This window comes from Micromonospora sp. C28SCA-DRY-2 (assembly GCF_030519475.1).
Classification (GTDB): domain Bacteria; phylum Actinomycetota; class Actinomycetes; order Mycobacteriales; family Micromonosporaceae; genus Micromonospora.
Map to the genome: position 1 here is coordinate 489,591 of NZ_JAUMKD010000002.1, position 21,410 is coordinate 511,000.

General features: G+C 75.8%; 15 protein-coding genes and 1 pseudogene. 4 read left to right on the plus strand and 12 right to left on the minus strand.

The window, feature by feature from the left end:
- Positions 1-37 precede the first annotated feature (37 nt).
- The gene (locus Q3W71_RS10785; protein ID WP_302919664.1) at positions 38-1,702 is read left to right on the plus strand and encodes a glycoside hydrolase family 13 protein; all 1,665 of its coding nucleotides are present in this window, start codon (positions 38-40) and stop codon (positions 1,700-1,702) included.
- 178 nt (positions 1,703-1,880) lie between these two features.
- On the opposite strand, the gene Q3W71_RS10790 is transcribed toward Q3W71_RS10785, so the two are convergent.
- From Q3W71_RS10790 to xylA, 4 genes are all read right to left on the minus strand, one after another.
- Positions 1,881-3,305 (minus strand): MFS transporter, encoded by a 1,425-nt coding sequence (locus Q3W71_RS10790; RefSeq protein ID WP_302919163.1) that lies wholly within the window; start codon positions 3,303-3,305, stop codon positions 1,881-1,883.
- Between the two features lie 62 nt (positions 3,306-3,367).
- Positions 3,368-4,483, minus strand: a complete 1,116-nt coding sequence (locus Q3W71_RS10795; protein WP_302919164.1) for a DUF5925 domain-containing protein — start codon at positions 4,481-4,483, stop codon at positions 3,368-3,370.
- A 92-nt stretch (positions 4,484-4,575) separates the two neighbouring features.
- Complete coding sequence (locus tag Q3W71_RS10800) at positions 4,576-6,072, minus strand: xylulokinase (RefSeq protein WP_302919165.1); 1,497 nt, start codon at positions 6,070-6,072, stop codon at positions 4,576-4,578.
- Positions 6,073-6,083: 11 nt separating this feature from the next.
- Complete coding sequence (gene xylA / locus Q3W71_RS10805) at positions 6,084-7,271, minus strand: xylose isomerase (RefSeq protein ID WP_302919166.1); 1,188 nt, start codon at positions 7,269-7,271, stop codon at positions 6,084-6,086.
- 76 nt (positions 7,272-7,347) lie between these two features.
- Here xylA and Q3W71_RS10810 point away from each other — a divergent pair, with 76 nt between their 5' ends.
- Positions 7,348-8,586 carry an ROK family transcriptional regulator gene (locus Q3W71_RS10810; protein ID WP_302919167.1) on the plus strand — a complete coding sequence of 413 codons (1,239 nt, stop codon included), beginning with the start codon at positions 7,348-7,350 and terminating at the stop codon, positions 8,584-8,586.
- A 128-nt stretch (positions 8,587-8,714) separates the two neighbouring features.
- A complete protein-coding gene (locus tag Q3W71_RS10815) occupies positions 8,715-10,349 on the plus strand; it encodes a PP2C family protein-serine/threonine phosphatase (protein WP_302919168.1) in 1,635 nt (544 codons plus the stop codon).
- A gap of 205 nt (positions 10,350-10,554) precedes the next feature.
- On the opposite strand, the gene Q3W71_RS10820 is transcribed toward Q3W71_RS10815, so the two are convergent.
- Positions 10,555-11,127: a MarR family winged helix-turn-helix transcriptional regulator gene (locus Q3W71_RS10820; RefSeq protein WP_302919169.1), complete on the minus strand. Its 573-nt coding sequence runs from the start codon at positions 11,125-11,127 to the stop codon at positions 10,555-10,557.
- A gap of 57 nt (positions 11,128-11,184) precedes the next feature.
- Here Q3W71_RS10820 and Q3W71_RS10825 point away from each other — a divergent pair, with 57 nt between their 5' ends.
- Complete coding sequence (locus Q3W71_RS10825; RefSeq protein ID WP_302919170.1) at positions 11,185-12,315, plus strand: PP2C family protein-serine/threonine phosphatase; 1,131 nt, start codon at positions 11,185-11,187, stop codon at positions 12,313-12,315.
- 12 nt (positions 12,316-12,327) lie between these two features.
- Here Q3W71_RS10825 and Q3W71_RS10830 read toward each other — a convergent pair whose 3' ends face one another.
- The 7 genes and pseudogenes from Q3W71_RS10830 to Q3W71_RS10860 form a co-directional block, all read right to left on the minus strand.
- Positions 12,328-13,794 (minus strand): sugar transferase, encoded by a 1,467-nt coding sequence (locus Q3W71_RS10830; RefSeq protein ID WP_302919665.1) that lies wholly within the window; start codon positions 13,792-13,794, stop codon positions 12,328-12,330.
- Between the two features lie 237 nt (positions 13,795-14,031).
- Positions 14,032-15,789, minus strand: a complete 1,758-nt coding sequence (locus tag Q3W71_RS10835; protein ID WP_302919171.1) for a VWA domain-containing protein — start codon at positions 15,787-15,789, stop codon at positions 14,032-14,034.
- A gap of 142 nt (positions 15,790-15,931) precedes the next feature.
- Positions 15,932-16,969 carry a lactonase family protein gene (locus Q3W71_RS10840; protein WP_302919172.1) on the minus strand — a complete coding sequence of 346 codons (1,038 nt, stop codon included), beginning with the start codon at positions 16,967-16,969 and terminating at the stop codon, positions 15,932-15,934.
- 169 nt (positions 16,970-17,138) lie between these two features.
- Positions 17,139-17,735 carry an ATP/GTP-binding protein gene (locus Q3W71_RS10845; RefSeq protein ID WP_302919173.1) on the minus strand — a complete coding sequence of 199 codons (597 nt, stop codon included), beginning with the start codon at positions 17,733-17,735 and terminating at the stop codon, positions 17,139-17,141.
- Positions 17,716-18,105, minus strand: a complete 390-nt coding sequence (locus Q3W71_RS10850; RefSeq protein ID WP_302919174.1) for a DUF742 domain-containing protein — start codon at positions 18,103-18,105, stop codon at positions 17,716-17,718. Before Q3W71_RS10850 ends, Q3W71_RS10845 begins: the two co-directional genes overlap by 20 nt.
- Positions 18,095-18,520: a roadblock/LC7 domain-containing protein gene (locus tag Q3W71_RS10855; protein WP_302919666.1), complete on the minus strand. Its 426-nt coding sequence runs from the start codon at positions 18,518-18,520 to the stop codon at positions 18,095-18,097. Before Q3W71_RS10855 ends, Q3W71_RS10850 begins: the two co-directional genes overlap by 11 nt.
- A gap of 383 nt (positions 18,521-18,903) precedes the next feature.
- Positions 18,904-21,288: pseudogene (locus tag Q3W71_RS10860) on the minus strand (nitrate- and nitrite sensing domain-containing protein); the annotation flags it as partial.
- Positions 21,289-21,410 lie beyond the last annotated feature (122 nt).

Here is a 21,410-nt window from a genome sequence, read left to right on the forward strand (position 1 = left end):
CCGCACCGACGACCGGCTCGACGCACAGGAGAACGCCCTGAACAGCAACCCGACGCAGCAGGAATCGTCCACCCCCGGCTGGTGGACCGAGGCCGTCATCTACCAGGTCTACCCGCGCTCCTTCGCCGACTCGGACGGGGACGGGATCGGCGACCTGCCGGGCATCACCGCCCGCCTCGACCACCTGGTCGAGCTGGGCGTGGACGCGCTCTGGCTGTCGCCGTTCTACCCGTCGCCGCAGGCCGACGCCGGGTACGACGTGGCCGACTACCGGGACGTGGACCCGCTCTTCGGCACGCTCGCCGACGCGGACAAGCTGATCGCCGAGGCGCACGCCCGGGGGCTGCGGGTGATCGTCGACCTGGTGCCCAACCACACCTCGTCGGCGCACCACTGGTTCGCCGCCGCGCTGGCGGCCGGGCCGGGCAGCCCGGAGCGCGACCGGTACGTCTTCCGCGACGGCCTCGGGCCGGACGGCGACCAGCCGCCGAACGACTGGCAGAGCGTCTTCGGCGGGCCGGCCTGGACCCGGGTCACCGAGGCCGACGGCCGCCCCGGCCAGTGGTACCTGCACCTGTTCGACACCGGGCAGCCGGACCTGAACTGGGACAACCCGGAGGTGCGCGCCGAGTTCCTGGACGTGCTGCGGTTCTGGCTGGACCGCGGGGTGGACGGCTTCCGGGTCGACGTGGCGCACGGGCTGGTCAAGCAGGCCGACCTGGCGGACTGGCAGGAGCCCCAGGAGATCCTCTCCGGCAACGAGATCGACAAGCCGCGGCCGCCGATGTGGGACCAGGACGGCGTGCACGAGATCTACCGGGACTGGCGCCGGGTGCTGGACGGCTACCCGGGCGGGCGGATCCTGGTCGCCGAGGCCTGGGTCGAGCCGGCCGAGCGGCTGGCCCGCTACGTCCGCCCGGACGAGATGCACCAGGCGTTCAACTTCGAGTACCTGCTCGCCGCCTGGACCGCGCCGGCCCAGTACGCGGTCATCACCCGGTCGCTGGAGGCCACCGACTCGGTGGGCGCCCCGACCACCTGGGTGCTCTCCAACCACGACGTGGTGCGGCACGCCTCCCGGCTCGGCCTGCCGGTCGGCGCGCCCCGGCCGAACGGCATCGGCATCGGCGACCCGCAACCGGACGCCGCGCTCGGCCTGCGCCGGGCCCGGGCGGCCACCCTGCTGATGCTCGCCCTGCCCGGCTCGGCGTACCTCTACCAGGGCGAGGAGCTGGGGCTGCCGGAGCACACCACGATGCCCGACGAGGCCCGGCAGGACCCGACCTGGGAGCGCAGCGGGCACACCCAGCGCGGTCGGGACGGCTGCCGGGTGCCGATCCCGTGGGAGGCCGACGCCCCGTCGTACGGCTTCGGGCCGACCGACGCCAGTTGGCTGCCGCAGCCGCCGAGCTGGGCCGAGTACGCGCTGGACCGCCAGCGCGGCGTCGGCGGCTCCACCTACGAGCTGTACCGCTCGGCGCTGCGGCTGCGGCGCGCGCACGGCCTGGGCCGGGGCACCCTGAGCTGGCTCGCCTCCGGCGACGAGGTGCTCTCCTTCCGCATCGCCGGGCTGAGGGTGCTGACCAACTTCGGCGACGCCCCGGTGCCGCTGCCGGCCGGCGGCGAGCTGGTGCTCGCCAGCGCGCCGCTGACCGAGGACGGCGCGGTCCCCACCGACGTCACGGTCTGGGTCCGCGACTGACCGGCGTCCCGGCAGCTCGGGACCGGGTGCTCCCCGCGGAGCTGATGTCGTTGACGATTCACCACGGTGCGTCGTCGACGGCATCGGCTCCGCGGGGCGTGGCGACCCCGGGCGGCGCGGACGCCGGCGGCCCGGCCCGCGGCGGCCGACGTGACGGACGGACCGGGCCGGCCGCCGCTCACAGCCGGTCGGCGCGCGCGGTGAGCAGGTCGTGCACCTCGGTGATGTCCTTCGGCGAGGTGCGGGACGCCAGCCAGTACATGATCCCCGTCGGGATGAAGAAGAGCTGGAACGCGGCCAGCCCGACGGCGTAGTTCAGCGGCGGCGGGAACGCCCCCCGCAGCCCCTGGAAGGCCACACCCACCAGGAAGTTGCCGCCTGCCCGGCCCACCCCGTTGACCAGGTTGCCGAGGCTGTAGACGGTGCCCCGGTGCTCGGGCGGGTTGACGTCGGCGATCAGCGCGAACCAGTTCGGCGAGTTGGCCGAGGTCAGGGCCAGCGCGAGCACCGCGGTGAGCAGGCTCAGCCCGACGGTCGGCTCGGTGAACACGCTGGCCAGCACCGCCCGCACCACCGCGCCGTTGGCGGCGCCGTCGGGCACCTCGATGCGGATCGGCACGAAGAAGAGCACCAGGTAGAACGGCAGCGCCGCGAGGATGCCGATCGCCGCGACCAGGGCCCGGCCCCGGGGCGTACGCCGGTGCAGCGCGTCGCCGGCCAGCCCGCCGACGATGGAGAACACCCCGCCGAGCTGGAACAGGGTGGCGAAGACGCTGCCCACCACCACCGCCGTCGACTCGGAGTAGCCCTGCGCCTCGGCCCGTTCGGAGAAGAGCACCGGCAGCCAGACCAGCGACCCGAAGGCCGCCTGCGCGGTGAGGCCCTGCAGGACCAGCCAGCGGTTGGTCCGCCGGTCCAGGATCCGGGGCAGGTCGGCCCGGCTGATCCGGTAGTCGTACTCGGCGCCGGTGGCCAGCGCGTCGGCCAGCTCCGGCTGGCTCTCGCCGCGCGGGATGTCGTAGGTGAACAGGTACGCCGCGGTGGCGGCCAGCCCCACCACGGTCAGCACCAGGAACGGCCGCCGCCAGTCGGCGGCCCCGAGCAGCCCGCCGACCAGCGTGCCGGCCAGCGTGCCGACGCCCTGCGACAGCCCCCAGAAGCTCATCACCAGGCCCCGGCGGCGGGGCGAGATCAGGTCGGTGACCACCGAGAAGCCGACCGAGCCGACCGCGCCGAGACCGACCGCGGCGAGCAGTTGCGCGGCCAGGAAGGCCGGGTAGTTGCCGGCGACCGCGCTGCCGCCGGTGCCCAGCGCCCAGATCAGCGTGCCGATCATGAGCAGCGGTTTGCGGTTGCCGCGGTCGCCGACGTACGCCCAGGCCACCGCGGCCACCGCGCTGGTCAGGAAGCTCGCCGCGGTGACCAGGCCGAGCAACCGCTGCGGCACCTCGAAGGCCTCGGCGATCGACCCGTACAGCGGGGGCACCAGGCCGATCGCCACGTTGTCCAGCGAGGCGAGCAGCACGAAGACCACCACGCTGTAGAACCGGTGCGCGGCCGTACCGCCCCGGGCCCGCGTCGGCCCACCGCTGGTCAAGGTCATGTGCGGCAGCCAACCAGGATCAGATCACGAGCGGGTGAAGGCGCGCGGGCGGGCGGGCCGGCTCACAGGTAGCCACCGACGAGCACCGGCGGCTCCGCGACCACCGGCGCGCCGGCCCGGTGCGCGTACAGCTCGGCGAGGGTGGCGCCGCCGGCCGGCGCCCCGGCCGCGTCGCCCAGCCAGTTGGTCGCCTCGGCGTACGACAGCGGGCCCACCTCGATCCGGGCCAGGCACCGGCCGGGCCGGACGACCGCGGGGTGCAGCCGGGACAGGTCCTCGTTGGTGGTGATCGCGACCAGCACGTTGCGGCCCTGGCCCAGCAACCCGTCGGTCAGGTTGAGCAGCCGGGACAACGCCTGCCCGGCGGTCTGCCGGGCCTCGCCCCGGATCAGCTCGTCGCAGTCCTCCAGGACCAGCAGCCGCCACCGCCGCTCCGGGCCGTCGTGCTCGTCCTCGTCCTCCGACTCGCCGACCGCGACCTCCGACAGGTACGCCGGGTCGGCGAACAGCTCCTCGGGATCGAGGACGCAGTCGACCTGGCACCACGCCCGCCACTGCTGGGCCAGCGCCCGCAACGCGGTGGTCTTGCCGGTGCCGGGCGGCCCGTGGAGCAGCACCAGCCGGCCCGCCACGTCGTCCGGGGTCAGCTCCATCAGCCGGGTCAGCTCGGCCCGGGCCCCGGCGGTGTAGTTCGACCGGATGGACGTCCAGCTCGGCGCCTTGATCCGCCGGGTGTCCCGCCGCGCGCCGCGCCGCTGGTCGGCGTGCCAGAAGCCGATCGGCACCGTGCCGGCCCCGACCGGTTCCGCGCCGCCCCGGACGATCTCGTCCAGCACGCTCGCTCCGGTCTCGGCGTCGACAGCGGTGACGGTCACCTCCGCGCCCCGCCCCCGCCAGCTCACCACCCGCACCGTCCACCCGTCGCCGCTGGCGAGGCGCGCGACCTTGTGACGTTCGATGGCCGTCCGGATCAGGCGGGCCCGCTGCGGCACCAGTTCCGCTCCGGGGCGGAGCTTGGCCAGCCGCGCGGTGCGCGCCCAGGGGTGCCGCCCGCTGACGAAGTCGGCGAGCAGCAGAGCGTCCACCACGTCGGTGGGACTGTCGACGTCGTCGTACTGCATCACCGGCAGCGGGGCGACGCCGGCCGGGGCTGCGGGCGGTTCGGGCGAGGCAGGCACGTCGATGATCATCGCCAACCGGCGGAGCGCGCGTACAGCGGTTTACCGGCCACCGGCGACCGGGAGAGGCTCCCCCGGTCGCCGGCGACCGGTCAGCGCTCGACGACGTGCTCCCGGGCGGCCGCGTACCGTTCGCGGACGGCGGGGACCGGCTCGGCCTCGTACACCTCGGTGCCCTCGACCGCCCACTCGGGCGCCACCGGGCCGCCCAGGGCGACCCAGGCCGCCTGGCGGGCCGCGCCGTCAGCCACGTACTCGCCCGGCGGGGGCACCACCACCGGGCAGCCGAAGACCTGCGGCGCGATCCGGCGCACCGCGGCCGACCGGGCACCACCGCCCACGAGGATCACCCGCCGCGGGGTGACGCCCTGCGCCACGATGGCGTCCAGGCCGTCGGCGAGGGCGCAGAGCATGCCCTCGACGGCCGCCCGGGCCAGGTGGGCCGGGGTGGAGGTGCGCAGGGTCAGCCCGTGCACCGCGCCGGTGGCCAGCGGCCGGTTCGGCGTCCGCTCACCCTCCAGGTAGGGGACCATGACCAGCCCGTCGGCGCCGGCCGGGGCGGAGAGCGCCAGTTCGGCGAGCTCGTCCAAGCCGACCCGGAGCATCGCGGCCGCGGCGTCGAGCACCCGGGCCGCGTTGAGCGTGCAGACCAGCGGCAGGTACCGGCCGGTCGCGTCGGCGAAGCCGGCGACGATTCCGGTGGCGTCGGCGGCCGGGGCGTCGGCCACGCTGAACACCGTGCCGGAGGTGCCGATCGAGACCACCACGTCGCCGGGGCCGGCCCCGACGCCGAGCGCGGCGGCGGCGTTGTCGCCGGTGCCGGGGCCGAGCAGCGGACCGTCGCCGGTCCACGCCCGGCCGGGTCCGGGCGGCCACGGCAGCCCGGACGGCTCGCCGGACGAGATCGCCGGCGCCGCCCGGAACGCCGCCGGGTGCAGGACCCCCGCCGGCTCCGCCGGCCCGAGCACGGTCGGCACGTGCAGCCGCCGGCCGAAGGCCCGCTCCAGCAGGTCGAGCCGGTAGTCTCCGGTGGCCGGGGACCAGTAGCCGGTGCCGCTGGCGTCGCCCCGGTCGGTGCGCAGCGCGTCCAGCCCGGCGGCGCCGGCCAGCCGCCAGGTCAGCCAGTCGTGCGGCAGGCAGACCGCCGCCACCTGGGCGGCCTGCGCCGGCTCGTGCCGGGCCAGCCAGCGCAGCTTGGTGACGGTGAAGCTGGCCACCGGCACGCTGCCCACCGCGTCGGCCCAGAACCGCCGGCCCGCCTCGCCGCCGCCGGCCTCCTCGACCAGCTCGGCGGCGGCCTCGGCGGAACGGGTGTCGTTCCACAGCAGGGCCGGCCGGACCGTCCGGCCCGCCTCGTCGAGGGCGACCATGCCGTGCTGCTGGCCGCCGACCGAGACGGCCGCGACGTCGGCCAGCCCGCCGGCCGCCTCGACGGCCGCCCCGAGGGCGCGCCACCACGCCTCGGGGTCGACCTCGGTGCCGTCCGGGTGCGGCGCCCGGCCCTGCCGCAGCAGCGCGCCGGTCTCCGCGTCCCGGACGACCACCTTGCAGGACTGGGTGGAGGAGTCCACCCCGGCGACGAGGGTCACCACCGGCCGCCTCAGCGGGCGCCGAGCAGGTGCTCGACGGCGAGCTGGTTGAGCCGGACGAAGCCGAAGCCCCGGGCGGCCACCGCGTCGACGTCCAGCTCCTCGAACGCGGAGCGGTCGGCGAGCAGGTCGGCGTACGTCTCGCCGGGGGCGAGCGTGGGGGTGCTCAGCTCGCCCACCTTCGCGGCGGCCAGCGCCTCGGCCACCTCCGGGTCGGCGCGGAACGCCGCGGCCCGCTCCTTGAGCAGCAGGTAGGTGCGCATGTTGGCCTCGGCCGAGGCCCAGACGCCGGTGACGTCCTCGGTGCGCGACGGCTTGTAGTCGAAGTGCCGCGGGCCCTCGTAGGCGGGCGCGCCGCCCGGGCCGCCGTGCTCCAGCAGGTCGACCAGGGCGAACGCGTTGAGCAGGTCGCCGTGACCGAAGACCAGGTCCTGGTCGTACTTGACGCCACGCTGGCCGTTGAGGTCGATGTGGAACAGCTTGCCCTGCCAGAGCGCCTGGGCGATGCCGTGGGCGAAGTTGAGCCCGGCCATCTGCTCGTGCCCGACCTCGGGGTTGAGGCCGACCAGCTCCGGGTGGGCCAGGGTGGAGATGAAGGCGAGCGCGTGCCCGACGGTGGGCAGCAGGATGTCGCCGCGCGGCTCGTTCGGCTTGGGCTCCAGCGCGAAGCGCAGGTCGTAGCCGCGGTCGATCACGTACTGGGTGAGCAGGTCGACCGCCTCGCGGTAGCGGTCCAGCGCGGCCCGGACGTCCTTGGCCACGTCGTACTCGGAGCCCTCCCGGCCGCCCCACATGACGAACGTCTTGGCGCCCAGCTCGGCGGCGAGGTCGACGTTGCGCAGCACCTTGCGCAGCGCGTAGCGGCGCACCTCGCGGTCGTTGCTGGTGAAGCCGCCGTCCTTGAAGACGGGGTGGTTGAACAGGTTGGTGGTCACCATCGGCACCACCAGGCCGGTCTCGTCCAGGGCCTTGCGGAACCGGGTGATGTGCTGGTCGCGGGCGGCCCCGTCGACGCCGAACGGCACCAGGTCGTCGTCGTGGAAGGTGATCCCGTACGCGCCGAGCTCGGCGAGCCGGTGCACCGCCTCGACCGGGTCGAGCGCCGGCCGGGTGGCGTCACCGAACGGGTCGCGGGCCTGCCAGCCCACCGTCCAGAGGCCGAAGGAGAACTTGTCGGCGGGGGTGGGACGGGGTGCCATGGCAGACCTCCGGGGGTGTCGTCCGCTATTTGTTCAGTGGTTGAATTAAATGCCGCACCTGTGGCAGTGTCAAGGGGTGCGCCGACCCGACACCACCGCCGGGGCGGTCCGGCAGGGCAGCCTGCGCGAGCTGAACCTCGCCGTGGTGCTGGGCCGGATCGCCGCCGCCGAGCGCCCACCGTCCCGGGCCGAGCTGGCCGCCGAGACCGGGCTGACCCGGGCCACCGTCTCCGCCGTGGTGGAGGATCTGGTCAACGGGCGGCTGGTCGCCGAGGCGGAGCCGACGCCGCGTACCGGGGCCGGCCGACCCGCCCGCGGCCTGGTGCTCGCCGACGACGGCCCGGCCGGGCTCGGCCTGGAGATCAACGTCGACTACCTGGCCGCCTGCGTGGTCGACCTCGCCGGCCGGGTCCGCCACCACACGGTCCGCCGGGCCGACCTGCGGCCGGTCTCCCCCGCCGAGACCCTCGCCCGGCTGGTCGAGCTGGCCGGCCGGGCCCGGGCCGACGCGGCCGACCAGGGGCTCACCCTGGCCGGCGCGGCCCTCGCCGTGCCCGGCCTGGTCGACGACGCCGGGCTGGTCCGCCTCGCGCCCAACCTCGGCTGGCGGGACGTGCCGGTCCCGGCGCTGCTCGCCGGGCACCCGCCGCTCACCGAGCGGATCGACGGGGTGCCGCCCCTGGTCGTCGACAACGAGGCGAACCTCGCGGCGCTCGGCGAACTGCACGCCGGGCCGCCCGGGCCGGCCAGCTTCCTGCACATCTCCGGCGAGGTCGGCATCGGCGCCGGGATCGTGCTCGACGGCGACCTCTTCCGCGGCGCGCGCGGCTGGAGCGGCGAGATCGGGCACATCCCGGTCCGCCCGGAGGGCCGGCCGTGCCGGTGCGGCGGCCGCGGCTGCCTGGAGCGGTACGCCGGCCAGGAGGCCGTCCTGGCTGCGGCCGGACTGGCCGGGGCCGACCTGCCGGCGGACACCGCGGCGGCCCGGCTGGCGGAGCTTGCCTCGGCCGGGGACCCGGCCGCCCTGCGCGCCCTGCACGACGCCGGCACCGCCCTCGGCGTGGCGGTCGCGGCCGTGGTGAACCTGCTGGACCTGGACACGGTGGTGCTCGGCGGCGGCTACGCCCCGCTGGCCCGCTGGCTGTGCCCGCCGGTGCTCGCCGAGATCTCCGGTCGGGTGCTGACCGCCGCCTGGTCACCGGTCACCGTCCGGCCGGCGACGCTCGGCCCGGCCGCCGCGGCGGTCGGGGCGGCCGGATCGGTGGTCCGCCGGATCGTCGCGCGCCCCGGTGGCTGGCTGGCCCGGGCCAGCTGACCCCGCACCGCCGCCCCGGCGCACCACCGGCCGCCTCGGTACGCTTGCCGCAGGCAGCGACCCCCACGCGAGGAGTGCCGGACCAGCATGTCCACAGGTCGACAGGCCGCAGCGCCCGGCGACCGGCGGTGACCACGACCCGACCGGACGGCGGCGCCGGGGCGGTGCCCACCGCCGCCGGGCCCCGTGGCGGGCGGCTCCCGGCCGATCCCCGGCTCGCCCGCGAGCTGCTCGACGGGCTGGCCGAGGCGGTGCTGACCACCGGTCCCGACCAGGTGGTCACCCTGGCCAACGCGCTCGCCACCGACCTGCTGCCGGAGGTCACCCCCGGCACCGACCTGACCCGCTGCGCGGTGCCGGCACTGGCCGCGGCCACCCGGGACGGAACGGACGGCTTCGAGACCACCCACCACGGGCGGCGGCTGAGCGCTACCCGGCGGATCCTCGGCGGCGGCCGGTGCGTCTGGTACGTGCGGGACGTCACCGAGGAGCGGGCGCGCGCCGACGCGCTGCGCGCGGAACGTACCCGGACCGCCTTCCTGGCCGAGGCCGGCGGCCGCCTCGGGCTCTCGCCGCACCGCGACCAGACGCTGCGTGCCACCGCCACCCTGCCCGTGCCCTACCTGGCCGACCTGGCCCTGGTGCTGTACCGGCCGCCGTCTCCGGCCGACCAGCGGCCGCGCTGGATCCGGTACGCCGCCGGCGACCCGTCGCCCACCGAAGGCCCGGTGCCGGCCGGGCTGCCCGGCCTGGCCGCGGCGCTGCACGGCGACGCCGTACCGGACCCGTGGCGGGACGCCGATCCGGCCGCACTGGCCGCCGTGCTCCCGCCCGCCTTCGCCGACCCCGGCCCGGCGCTGGTCTGCCCGATGCCCGGCGCGGGCCGCCCGGCCGGCGCCCTGATCCTGTTGCGCCGGCCGGGCCGGGCCGGTTTCGACCGGCGCGACGCCGAACTGGCCCGGGAGTACGCCGCCCGGGCCGGAGCCGCCGTCGGCGCCGCCGAACTCTACGGCGAGCAGGCCCACCTGGCCCGGGTGCTGGAGCAGAGCCTGCTCCCGCCGGAACTGCCCACGGTGCCCGGCGTCACCCTCGCCGGCGGCTACCGCGCGGCCGGGGACCGGCTGCGCATCGGCGGTGACTTCTACGACGTCTCGCGTATCGGGCAGGGCGCGCTGTTCGCCCTCGGCGACGTCTGCGGCCGGGGCGTCGGCGCGGCCGTGCTCACCGGGCGGGTCCGCCAGTCCCTGCAGACGCTGCGGCTGGTGGAGCGGCGGCCGCTGGAGCTGATCCGGCTGTTGGACCGGGCGCTGCTGGACACCCCGCAGCCCGCCCGGCGCAGCCAGTTCACCACCCTGCTGCTCGGCACCGTGGAGGGCGAGCCGGCCGGCGGCGTCCGGGTCCGGGTGGCCGGCGGCGGGCACCCCGACCCGCTGGTGGTGCGCGCCGACGGCACGGTCGGCCCGGTCCGGGTCGGCGGGATGCCGGTGGGTGTGCTGGCGGCGGCCCGGTTCGCCGAGACCGAGATCCGGCTCGCCCCGGGCGAGCTGCTGTTCGCCTACACCGACGGGGTGACCGGGGCCCGCGGCGGGCCGGCCGGCGACGAGCTGTTCGGCGAGCGGCGGCTGCGCCGGGCGCTCGCCGACGCGGCCGGCCTGCCCCCGGCGACGCTGGTCGACCGGCTGCTCCGGCTGGTCGACGACTGGCTGGCCGGGCAGAGCCAGGACGACATCGCCATGCTCGCCGTCACGGCGGCGGAAGGCTGACCCCCCGGGGACGCGCGCCGGCCGGCGGGCCGGGATCGAAGCCGGTTGGCCGGTAGCGCGAGTCGGTAGGCCGGTGTCGGAGCCGGCGGCCGGTACCGCGGCGACTGGGCCGGCATCGGAGCCGGTTCACCGGTGGCGGGAGTTGTCGGAGCCGGCGGCCGGCCCCGGGAGTCAGGCGGGATCGGGGCCGGCGGCGGTCAGTCGGTCAGGCCGTGCGGGCCACCGACTGGTCGCCCGGCCAATCGGGTGCCGCGCCGAGCGCGCGCTCCGCCGCGGCCGTCTCGGGCGACCAGGGGCCGACCGGTTCGACGGAGCGGACCGAGGCGTCCCGCCGGCGGGCCGCCTCGTCGAACTCCCGCATCCCGTTCAGCAGGGCCTGCCGGCCGGCGGGGGTCATGTCGGCCAGGATCGCGGCGAGTTGCTGGCGGCGGTCGTCGCGCAGCTCGGCGAGGAGCCGGCGGGCCTCCTGGGTGAGGTGCAGCGAGATCTCCCGACGGTCGAACCGGCCGGGCTCCCGCTCCAGCAGTCCGGCGGCGACCAGCCGGTCACAGAGCCGGCTCGCCGAGGAGAGCAGCATGTCCAGGCCGGTGGCCAGCCGGCGCAGGTTGATCCCGTCCTGCTGCTCGACCACCATCACGGCGCGCAACTGGGCACCGGAGATCCGGCTGGTGGTGCGTTCCCGCGCCGCCTCCCATACGGTCAGCAGGGCACCCGCCGCCGCGTCCAGCTCGGCAGCGATACTCGTGTCGGGTCCGGGTGGACCGTGCAGTTCCGCCATGGTGGGCCCGAGACTACTCCGCCTCAGCTGGTCTTTGTGCTTGTGATTGGAGCGACGATGAGCGAACCCGTCGACCGGGCCCGGCGTGCGCTCATCGAGTCTCCCGCCGACCTGCTGGTGGACCGGGTCGCCGCGGTGCTCGCCGAGTCGTACGGCGTGACCGGCACCGAGCTGTTCCAGGTCGACTACCGGCTCTCCGCGCTGCTGCCGCTGCACGACGGCGACCCGATCACCACGCCGGGGCATCCGGCCTGGCGCTGCTTCGACCACCAGACGCCGGTCGTCGTCGACCAGGTGGGCTACCTGCCGGTCTCGATGCGCGGGGAACGGCGCGGGGTGCTCCGGATCACCCCGGTGCCCGTCCCCCCGGCAGCGCTGGACGGGCTGGCCGAGGTCGCCACCGCACTGGCCCACGAGCTGGCCGCCGTCTCGGCCGGCACGGACGTCTACCGGACCGCCCGGCGCAGCCGGCGGCTCACCCTCGCCGCCGAGATGCAGTGGGAGATGCTGCCCGGCCGCAGCCGCTCCCGTCCCGCGTTCCGGTTGGCCGGCCAGTTGGAGCCGGCGTACGCGGTGCGCGGCGACAGCTTCGACTGGGCCGACGACGGCGACCGGCTCTGGCTCTCCACCATCAACGGCTCCGGCGAGGGTGTCGAGGCGGCCATGCTCACCACGCTCGCCACCCACGCGCTGCGCAACGCCCGGCGGGCCGGGCTGAGCCTGGCCGACCAGGCCGCGCTGGCCGACCAGGCCGTGTACGACCTGCACCGGGGCGGCCAGCACCTGGCCGCCCTGCTGATGCAGCTGGAGCTGCGCACCGGAGTGCTGACGGTGGTCGACGCCGGCTCACCCCGGCTGGTACTGCTCCGCGACGGCGAGGTGAGCGAGCAGCCGCTGGAGCAGCAGTTCCCGCTCGGCATGTTCGAGGCGACCGACTACCGGGAGCAGCGCCTGGAGCTGCGCCGCGGCGACCGGCTCTTCGTGGTCAGCGACGGTGTGATCGACGCCACCGGGCAGAACGTCCGGTACGGCGAGACAGCGCTGGACCGGTTCCTGCGCCGGACCGGCCGGATGGAGCCGCTGGACGCCGTCCGCTCGCTGATCGGCGACCTGCGCGCGTTCGTCGCCGGCGACCTGGTGGACGACGCCGTGGTGGTCTGCCTGGACTGGACCGGCCCGCAGCCGTGACCCGCCGCCGGGTCAGTACGCCCCCCGGCTGCGCAGCACCGCGCCGAAGGTCTTCCACAGGATGGTCAGGTCGGCCGCGAGCGACCAGTTCTCCACGTAGTAGAGGTCCAGCCGGATGCCGTCCTCCCAGCTCAGGTCGGACCGGCCGCTGACCTGCCAGAGCCCGGTCATGCCCGGCTTCACCAGCAGCCGGCGGGCCACGTCGCCCTCGTAGCGGGCCACCTCGGCGGGCAGCGGCGGGCGGGGGCCGACCAGGCTCATCTGCCCGAGCAGGACGTTGACCAGCTGCGGCAACTCGTCCAGGGACCACTTGCGCAGCAGCCGGCCGATCCGGGTGACCCGGGGATCGTCGCGCATCTTGAACATCAGGCCGTCGGTCTCGTTGCGGGCGGCCAGCTCGGCTCGCAGGGCGTCCGCGTTCACCACCATGGTGCGGAACTTGAACACCCCGAACTCCCGGCCGCCCTGGCCGACCCGGATCTGCCGGAACAGCGCCGGCCCACGGCTGTCCAGCCGGATGGCCAGCGCGATCAGCCCCAGCACCGGCAGCAGCAGCGCCACGGCCAGCGCGGCGGCGGACCGGTCGACGAGGCCCTTGACCAGCTTCCGGACCCCCCGGAACTCGGGCGCCTCGACGTGGATCAGCGGCAGCCCGGCCACCGGCCGGGTGTGGATGCGCGGGCCGGCCACGTCGGTCAGCGCCGGAGCGACCACCAGGTCGATCCCGGTGCCCTCCAACTGCCATCCCAGCCGGCGCAGCCGGGTCGCGGTCAGCTCGCCGGAGGCGGTGACGGCCACGGTGTCCGCGCCGATCGCGGTAGCCGCCTCGGGGATGCCCCGGAACGAGCCGACCACCGGCACGTCGCCCAGCCGCTGCGCCACCGGGGCCAGCAGCGCGTCCGGGATGCACGCGCCGACCACGTGGTAGCCGGCGTACGGCTCGCGGCGCAGCGTGTGCACCAGTTCCAGCACGTGCGCGGTGTCGCCGACCACCAGCACCTTGCGCGACCAGCCGGCGCCCCGGGAGCGGGCCCGGTGCAGCCGCTTGCGGGCGGCGAACCGGGCCACCTCGAGCCCGAGGGTGCCGACGGCGAAGGAGACGGCCAGGAAGCCCCGGGAGATGCCGACGTCGGCGACGTAGCCGGCGATGGCGACCCCGCCGGCCAGCCGCAGGCTCGCCGCGCCGACCCGGCGGTACTCGTCCGCCCCGTAGCCGAGCACCCGGTCGTCGTAGCAGCCGAGCGCCTTGAGCGAGACCAGCCAGGCGAGCACCACCCCGGGCGCCACCAGCACGTACGGGATCCGGGAGCCGGTCGGGACGTCCTCGCCGAACCGGGCGACGTAGCCGACCAGCACGGCGACGGTCAGGATGCTGGTGTCCAGCACCACCAGGACGCGGACGTAGGCCCGCTCGTCGGCGCGGGCCACCAGGCCGGACGGAGGGCCGTCCGGTCGCGCCGGCGTCCGTGCGGGGGTCATCAGCGTCGCCGAGGTCACCGAACCTCCCACATCGGTCGCCGGCGGCCCCCGGGCGGCGGCCGGCCCGGATCGCGGGACCGGCGTGCGGGAGCACGAACGACATCCTGCCCCGACAACTATGGTGGCCGATTGCTTCGGACGTATTGCCGTCACTTTTCCCGACCGGGCCGCGATCGGTAAAGGGCCCGCCGTACCGGATGCGGCGGTACGACGGGCCCTTTCAGGCTGTCCGAAGGCTCAGGCGGGCGCCTTGCGCAGCGCGATGGCCCGGAGGAAGATCTCGCCGATCTTGGTCGGGTCCTCGGTGACGAACGCGCCGCCGCCGGTGACCTTGGTGATCGACTCCAGCTCGGCCTTGCTGACCGCGTTGCCGATACCGATGATCACGACCTGGATCGGCCGCTCCGGGTCCTTGATCTTGTTGAGTTCGGAGAGCAGCTTCTGCTGGGAGATGCCGTTGGCGTCCTCGTTCTTGCCGTCGGTGAAGAGCACGATCGAGTTCACCCGACCCGCCTCCCAGCCGTCCTGGACGTTCTTGTAGGCGGCGAGCATGGTGTCGTAGAGGCCGGTGTCACCACTGGAGGACCGGATGCCGCCGAGCGCCTGCTCCAGTTGCCCGCGCTTGCTGGACAGCCGGCCGATGGGCACCAGTTGCCGGTAGTCGCGGCTGCCCTCGAGGTTGGTGGAGAAGGTCCAGAGCCCGATCGACCAGGAGTCGTCGAAGAGGGTCAGACCCCGACGCGCCGCCTCGACGGTGACCTGCTGCCGGGTGGCGTTGTTGGCGCTGGGCACCTCGGCCTTCATCGAACCGGAGACGTCGATGACGGCCAGCATCCGGCCGGACTGGGTGGCGATCGCCCAACTCGAGACCGCGCTGCCGATCGCGGCGGCGTCCAGCCCGCCGGCGGCGGTGCCGCCCGCGGTCGGGGGCGCCGGCGCGCCACCCGCCGGGCTGGGCGCACCCACCGGCGCCTCGAAGCCGTCGCCCCAGTTGCCATCCGGGGCGCGCAGCGACTGCGCCGCCAGCCGGTTACGGAAGGTGGAGGTGGTGAGCACCTCGAAGAGCACCCGGGCCGCGGACGCCTTGGCCGGCTCGATGCCGGGCAGCACCGCGTACGGGTAGTCCAGCGGCATCGGCGCCGGCTCCAGGTAGAGCGCGGCCAGCGGGACCGGCGGCTTCTTGCTGTTGTACTCGATCACGTCCTCTTCGGAGAGGGGTGCGGCGCCGAGGCCGCTGGCGATCGTGGTGGGATCCGGCGAGGTCGGGAACCGGGCGAGCAGGTCCTGACGCAGTGCCGAGCGGCTGTTGGCCAGTGCGCGCAGCGCGCCGACGGTGTCCCGCTGCGCGTCCGCCCCGCCGGCGCTGGCGGCCGCGGCGGTCAGCGAGAGCAGCCCGGAGAGCCCGGCGGCGTCCTTGGTCGGCTCGACGATCCCGGTGTTCAGCGGCTTGTCGCTCTTCAGCTCACCGAGCAGCCTGTTCCAGGTCAGCTTCTGGTCCGGCCAGCCGAGCCGGGAGGCGATCGGCTCGGGCATCGCCACGACCACCGGGCTGCGCGCGATGGACGCCCCGTTGGCCGGGTCGAAGGCGGTCGCGCCGCCGTCCTTGAGGCGGGCCAGCCAGGTGGAGGAATCCGGGATCCAGACGTCGGGGCTGACCGCGGTGCCGCTGGCCTGGCCGACGCCGGCCAGCACGGCGCCGTGCTTGGCCGCCACCGTCGCGGCCACCTCGACCGGGTCGGAGGCCGACACCGTCACCGCGATGCAGGTGCCGCCGACCGCCGCCCCGTCCTTGACCCACTGGTCGGCCGCGCCGCTGACGGCGGGCGCCAGCTCGGTGGCCACCGCGACGGAGAGTTCGACCTTGCCCGAACAGTCCGGCCCGGAGAGCTGCTGATAGCCGAACCACCCTCCCGCGGAGACGACGAGCACGCCGACCGCTGCTGCGGCGGCGGCGCCGTTGAGATTCGAACGCATGCGATGGCGGCCTGCTGACACGCAGACCATCTTGCGTATCCGAAGGGGGGACTGCCATAACCGTTCGGACGAAAGTTACGGAGGAGATACAGTTGATCACCATTTGGCGACACTGAGTGATTGCTCAGCCTCAAGGCGTTGCCGAACAAGGCTTTCCGCCCGGTCAGCCCAGGACACAGGTGGGGCTGGGTAGCGGCACCGGCTCGCCCACCGGGGCCGGTACGCCGCTGCTCGGATCGACCCGGAACACCCGGACCATGTCGGCCCGCTCGTCGGCCACGTAGAGGTGCGTCCCGATCAGCGCGAAGTGCCGCGGCCACTCGCCACCGGTGTCCACCTCGGCGACCTGCTCCGGCAGCTCGCCGGCGAGGGCGAAGACGGAGACGGTGCCCACCCCGCGATTGGCCACGTACAGGAAGCGCCCGTCCGGCCCGACGGCGATCTCCGACGGCTGCACGTGCCCGGTCCGCTCGCTGGCCTCGACCCGACCCCGCTGGTGCAGCGCCCCCTCGGCGGTCAGCTCGTACGCGGTGACCGAGGCGTCCAGCTCGCCGGCCAGGTAGCAGCGCCGGCCGTCGGGGTGCCGGGCCAGGTGCCGGGGGCCGGCCCCGGGGTGGGTCCGCACCCGGGGCGCCCGGGGCACCAGCCGGCCGGTGGCGGCGTCCAGGTCGTACCGGTAGACCGAGTCGGTGCCCAGGTCGACCGCGAGCAGCGGCCCCCGCCCCGGGCCGGGCGAGACCATGTGGGCGTGCGCCCGCTCCTGACGCTCCGGGTCGGGGCCGTGCCCCTCGTGCTGCACCAGGTCGGTGCGCTCGCCGGGCACCCCCTGCTGGTCGAGCGGGAGCACCGACACGCTGCCGTCGCCGTAGTTGGCCACGAACAGGTGCCGCCCGTCCGGGGCGACCGCCAGGTGGCAGGGCTCGACGCCGCCGCTGAGCTGGGAGCCGAGCGGGGTGAGCCCGCCGTCCGGCCCGACCCGCCAGGCGCTGACCTCACCGGTGGGGAGCTCGTTGACGGCGTAGAGCACCGGCAGCTCGGGGTGCCGGGCGAGGAACGACGGCGACGGGGTGACCGCGACCGTGCCCAGCGGGGTGAGCGCCCCGGAGTCCCGGTCCCGCCGGGCCGCCACGATGCCCGTGGCCCGGCCGCCGCTGTGCTCCGTGTAGCCGCCGACGTGGACGATCGCGTCCTGACCTGTCACCGGTTCCACCCTCCGCCCGCTCCTGCGTCGATCCAACCAGAGGGTTCCCGCAATGCCGGATCCTTAGCCACGATTCGCCGCCCCGATTCCGCCCGCTCGTCCGGTCTACGCCCACGCCGCCGGGTGCCGCGCCGGCCGCGCCGCCGGGTGCCGCTGGCCCGCCGCCGGGTCAGGCCGCCGGCACCGGCTCGCCGCGCTGCCGGGCCACGTGCTCGACCAGCTCGATCAGCACCAGCTTGCCGGACTGCCGGTCCCGGGCGTCGCAGAGCACCAGCGGCACCTCCGGGTCCAGGTCGAGGGCCTGGCGTACGGTCTCCAGGCTGAACCGGCGGGCGCCGTCGAAGCAGTTCACCCCGACCACGAACGGGATGCCGCGCTGCTCGAAGTAGTCGATCGACGGGAAGCAGTCGGCCAGTCGCCGGGTGTCGGCGAGCACCACCGCGCCGAGCGCGCCGAAGGCCAGCTCGTCCCAGAGGAACCAGAAGCGGTCCTGGCCGGGGGTGCCGAAGAGGTAGACCTGGAGATCCTCGTTGATGGTGATCCGGCCGAAGTCCATCGCCACCGTGGTGGTCGACTTGGTCTCCACCCCGGAGAGGTCGTCGGTACCGACGCCGGCCCCGGTCAGCACCTCCTCGGTCTGCAGCGGCCGGACCTCGCTCAGCGCGCTGACCAGCGTCGTCTTGCCGGCCCCGAAGCCCCCGGCGATGAGGATCTTCAGTGCGAGCGGGATCCGGGCCCGCTCACCGTCATAACGCACGGAGTCCACTGACCACCGCCTTGAGGATGTCGTTGTCGGGCAGGTACGCGGTGCGCGGCGGCTGGTGCACGGCGACCACGCCCCGGGCCAACAGGTCACCGAGCAGCACCCGGACCACGCCGACCGCGAGGTCGAGGTCGGCCGCCAGCTCCGCCACCGGGACCGGCCGGCCGGCCAGCTCGACCAGTCGACGGTGCTCCGGTTGCAGCTCCGGGTGGGCGGCCAGGTCGGCGCCCGGCTCGGCCAGGACGAACGCGACCAGGTCGAAGCCGCCGACGGCCGAGCGGACCCGCCCGCCGGTGAGCGTGTACGGCCGCACGACGGGGCCGGCGTCGCCGTCCAGCCACTCGTGCTGCGGCCCGGGCGACTCAGTCCGCATCGGCCGCTCCCGCCGCCGACCGGGCCGGGGCTGTCAGGTACTCGCCCACCCGGGTCACCAGCATCGCCATCTCGTACGCCACCAGGCCGATGTCGGCGTCCGCCTCGCTGACCACTGCCAGGCAGGCGCCCTGCCCGGCCGCCGTGACCAGCAGGTACGCCGACTCCATCTCCACCACGGTCTGCCGCACCGGCCCGCCCGCGACGTGCCGGCTCGCCCCGCGGGCCAGGCTGGACAGGCCGGAGGCGAGCGCGCACAGGTGCTCCGCGTCCGCCCGGTCCAACCCGGTGGAGGCGCCGAGCAGGAGCCCGTCCGCCGACAGCACCACCGCCTCGCGGGCGGATGGCACCCGGTCCACCAACTCGTCGAGCAACCAGTCGAGATCGGCAGTCTGCCTCGTCGGCTGCAGCATCAGGCGTCCCTCTCAGTCGCGGTCAGGGATTCGGTGGCCGCCGGCAGGACGACCGTGGCGTCGTCGTCCACCGGCCGCCCGCCCGCGGCTCCGGCGCCGTCGGTCGGGTCCGCGGTGCCCGGGGCGACCGCCGACGGGTCGCCGCCGGCGGGTTGGACGGGAGCACCCGCTGGCGCGGAGCCGTTGGCGGCGTCAGCGGTGCCCGGGGCGACCACCGGCGCGTCAGCGCCGCCCCGCCCACCGGGAGCGACGGCCGGTCCGGCCGGAGCGCCGGCCGCGTCGGCGGGAACGGCCGGTTCGGCCGAACCGGCGGGTCCGGCGGGTCCGGCGGCCGGTGCGGGGGCGGTCTGATCCGCGTCGCGGCTCGCCGCGGTGCCCTCGGCCGCCCGGCGGCCCCGAGCGGTGCCGGCCTGCAACGCCGACATGAACCGGCGCGCCTCCTCCGGGGTCCGCGACCGCGGCACCTCGGCCACCGGTTGCGGCAGGCTCGGACCGTCCCCGGCCGGCTGCCGCACGGGCCGGGCGTCCACCGCGGGCCGGCCCCCGGGCGCCGCCGGGCTCACCGCCTCCGCCGCCCGGGCGCTCGCCGCCGACTCCGTCGCCGGGCGGGCGGCGTCCCCGGCCCGCGGGCGGGCGGCCGGCCGCCGGCGCACCCGCCGGGGCAGCCCGTCGATCTCGCCGGCCGGCGCGGCGGGCGCCGGGCCGCCACCGGGGCGGGACGGCTCGGCCGCCCCGTCGGGCACCGTCGGGGCGGGCCGCGGCCGGGTCGTCCGGCCGGTCCGGGGCCGGGGCAGGCCGGCCAGCCGGTCGGCCCGGTCCAGCTGGCGCCGCCCGGGCGTCGCACCGACCCGCGCCGGCTCGGCGTCGACCGGGCCGGGCAGCGGGGACGGCTCGGCGGTGACCAGGTCGGCCGGCAGCAGCACCACGGCGGTCAGCCCGGTGGGGTCGGCCGGGCGCAACCGCACCCGGACCCCGTGCCGGGCGGCGAGCCGGGCCACCACGAACAGGCCGAGGCGGGCGGTCTCGCTGGGCTCGAACTCGGGCGAACGGGCCAGCCGCCGGTTCGCGTCCTCGATCGCCGCGGCCGACATGCCCAGCCCCCGGTCGGTGATCTCGATGGCGTAGCCCTTGGCCACCCGCTCCCCGGCGACCTCCACCCGGCTGTCCGGCGGGGAGAAGGCGGTGGCGTTCTCGATCAGCTCGGCGAGCAGGTGGATCACGTCACCCACCGCCCGTCCGAGGGTGCCGGCGGGCTGCACGGTGGTGATGTCGACCCGGTCGTAGGACTCGACCTCGGAGATCGCGCCGCGGATCAGGTCGACCATGGCGACCGGGTTGCGCCAACCCCGGCCCGGCGCCGCGCCGGCCAGGATGACCAGGTCCTCGGCGTGCCGGCGCAGCCGGGTGGCGAGATGGTCGACCCGGAACAGCTCGGCCAGCTCGTCCGGGTCCTCGGTGTGCCGCTCCATCCGGTCGAGCAGGGCGAGCTGCCGGTGCACCAGCCCCTGGCTGCGTCGGGCGATGTTCAGGAAGACCTCGTTCAGCCCGCGGCGCAGGGTCACCTCGTCGACCGCGGCCCGCACCGCCGTCCGCTGCACCTCGTTGAAGGCCCGCCCGACCTGGCCGATCTCGTCCGCGCCGTACTCCAGCGGGGGCGCCTCCCGGGCCACGTCGACCTGCTCGCCCCGGCGCAGCCGGGCCACCACGTCCGGCAGCCGGCGCTCGGCCATCTCCAGCGCGGCAGTGCGTACGCCGGTCAGCCGTTGCGCGAGGGAACGGCCGACCCGCAGCGCCACCACCACCGCGACCACGACGGCGGTCAGGCCCAGCAGGCCGGCGGCGGCGAGCCGGACCAGGACCCGCACCGCCAGCGGCACCGACCGTTCGGCCAGGCCGTCGGCCTGGGCCAGCTCGAAGTCCCGCAGCGCCTGCTGGACGGCCTCGTAGTTGGCCTGCCACGCCGGCCCGTCGACCGGTGGGCGGGCGGACCGGTCGGCCGCCAGCAGCGTGTCCTGCAGGGCCCGCAGCCGGCCGAACGCCGGCCGCTCGGTGAGCCGCTGGTAGCCGGCGCGGTCGGCGTCGGGCAGGTCCGCCACCGCCGTCTCGGCCAGGAACCGCTGGTTGCCGATGGTCTGCACCAGCTGGGCGTGCTCCCCCTCGGCGAACCGCCCGGCGGCCAGCGCCCCGGCCAGCAGCGCGTCGGTCTGGCCGAGCAGCTCACGGGAGCGACCGAGCGCGGTGACGGCCAGCGCCTGCCGGTTGAGCTCCTGGTCGGGCAGGGTCGCCATGGCGGCGAAGGTCTGGAAGGCCGACGAGATCATCCCGCTGTAGAGGTTGAGCGCGCCGACCCGGTCCACCTCCCGCCGGTCGATGAACCCGCGGCCGGCCGGCAGCCCCTCCAGTGCGGTGACCAGCTGGTCCAGCCGGGCGTCGAGGTGGTCGTCGGTGGCGTCGCGGAGGTCTTCGCCGCCGATCCGGCGGCGCAGCTCGGTCAATGCCCGGTCGGTACGCGCCCGCTGCTCGGCCAGCGCCGGCAGCGACTCGGACCCGGCGAGCTGGATCACCGAGAGGCGGCGTTCCCGCTGCAACTCGGCCACCACCGCCTCGCCGGGGCGACCCAGGTCGTAGAGGAGGGTGCGGGCGGAGAGCAGGTCGAGGGCGGGGCCGAAGGTGAGCGTGGTGGCGAAGATCCAGAGCGCCAGCAGCGCGGTGACCGGGACGACGACCAGCGCGGTCAGCTTGGACCGGATCGGCCAGTCGCGGGTGTTCAATCAGACCTCGCCCGGAAGGATGGCGGCAGGGGCAACCGACGCCGACCGGGTGGCTTCCGGCCGGCCGGGGCCCGGCCGCGGCGCCGGCAGGGCGCCCTCGGCAGGATACGTAATCCGCGCCC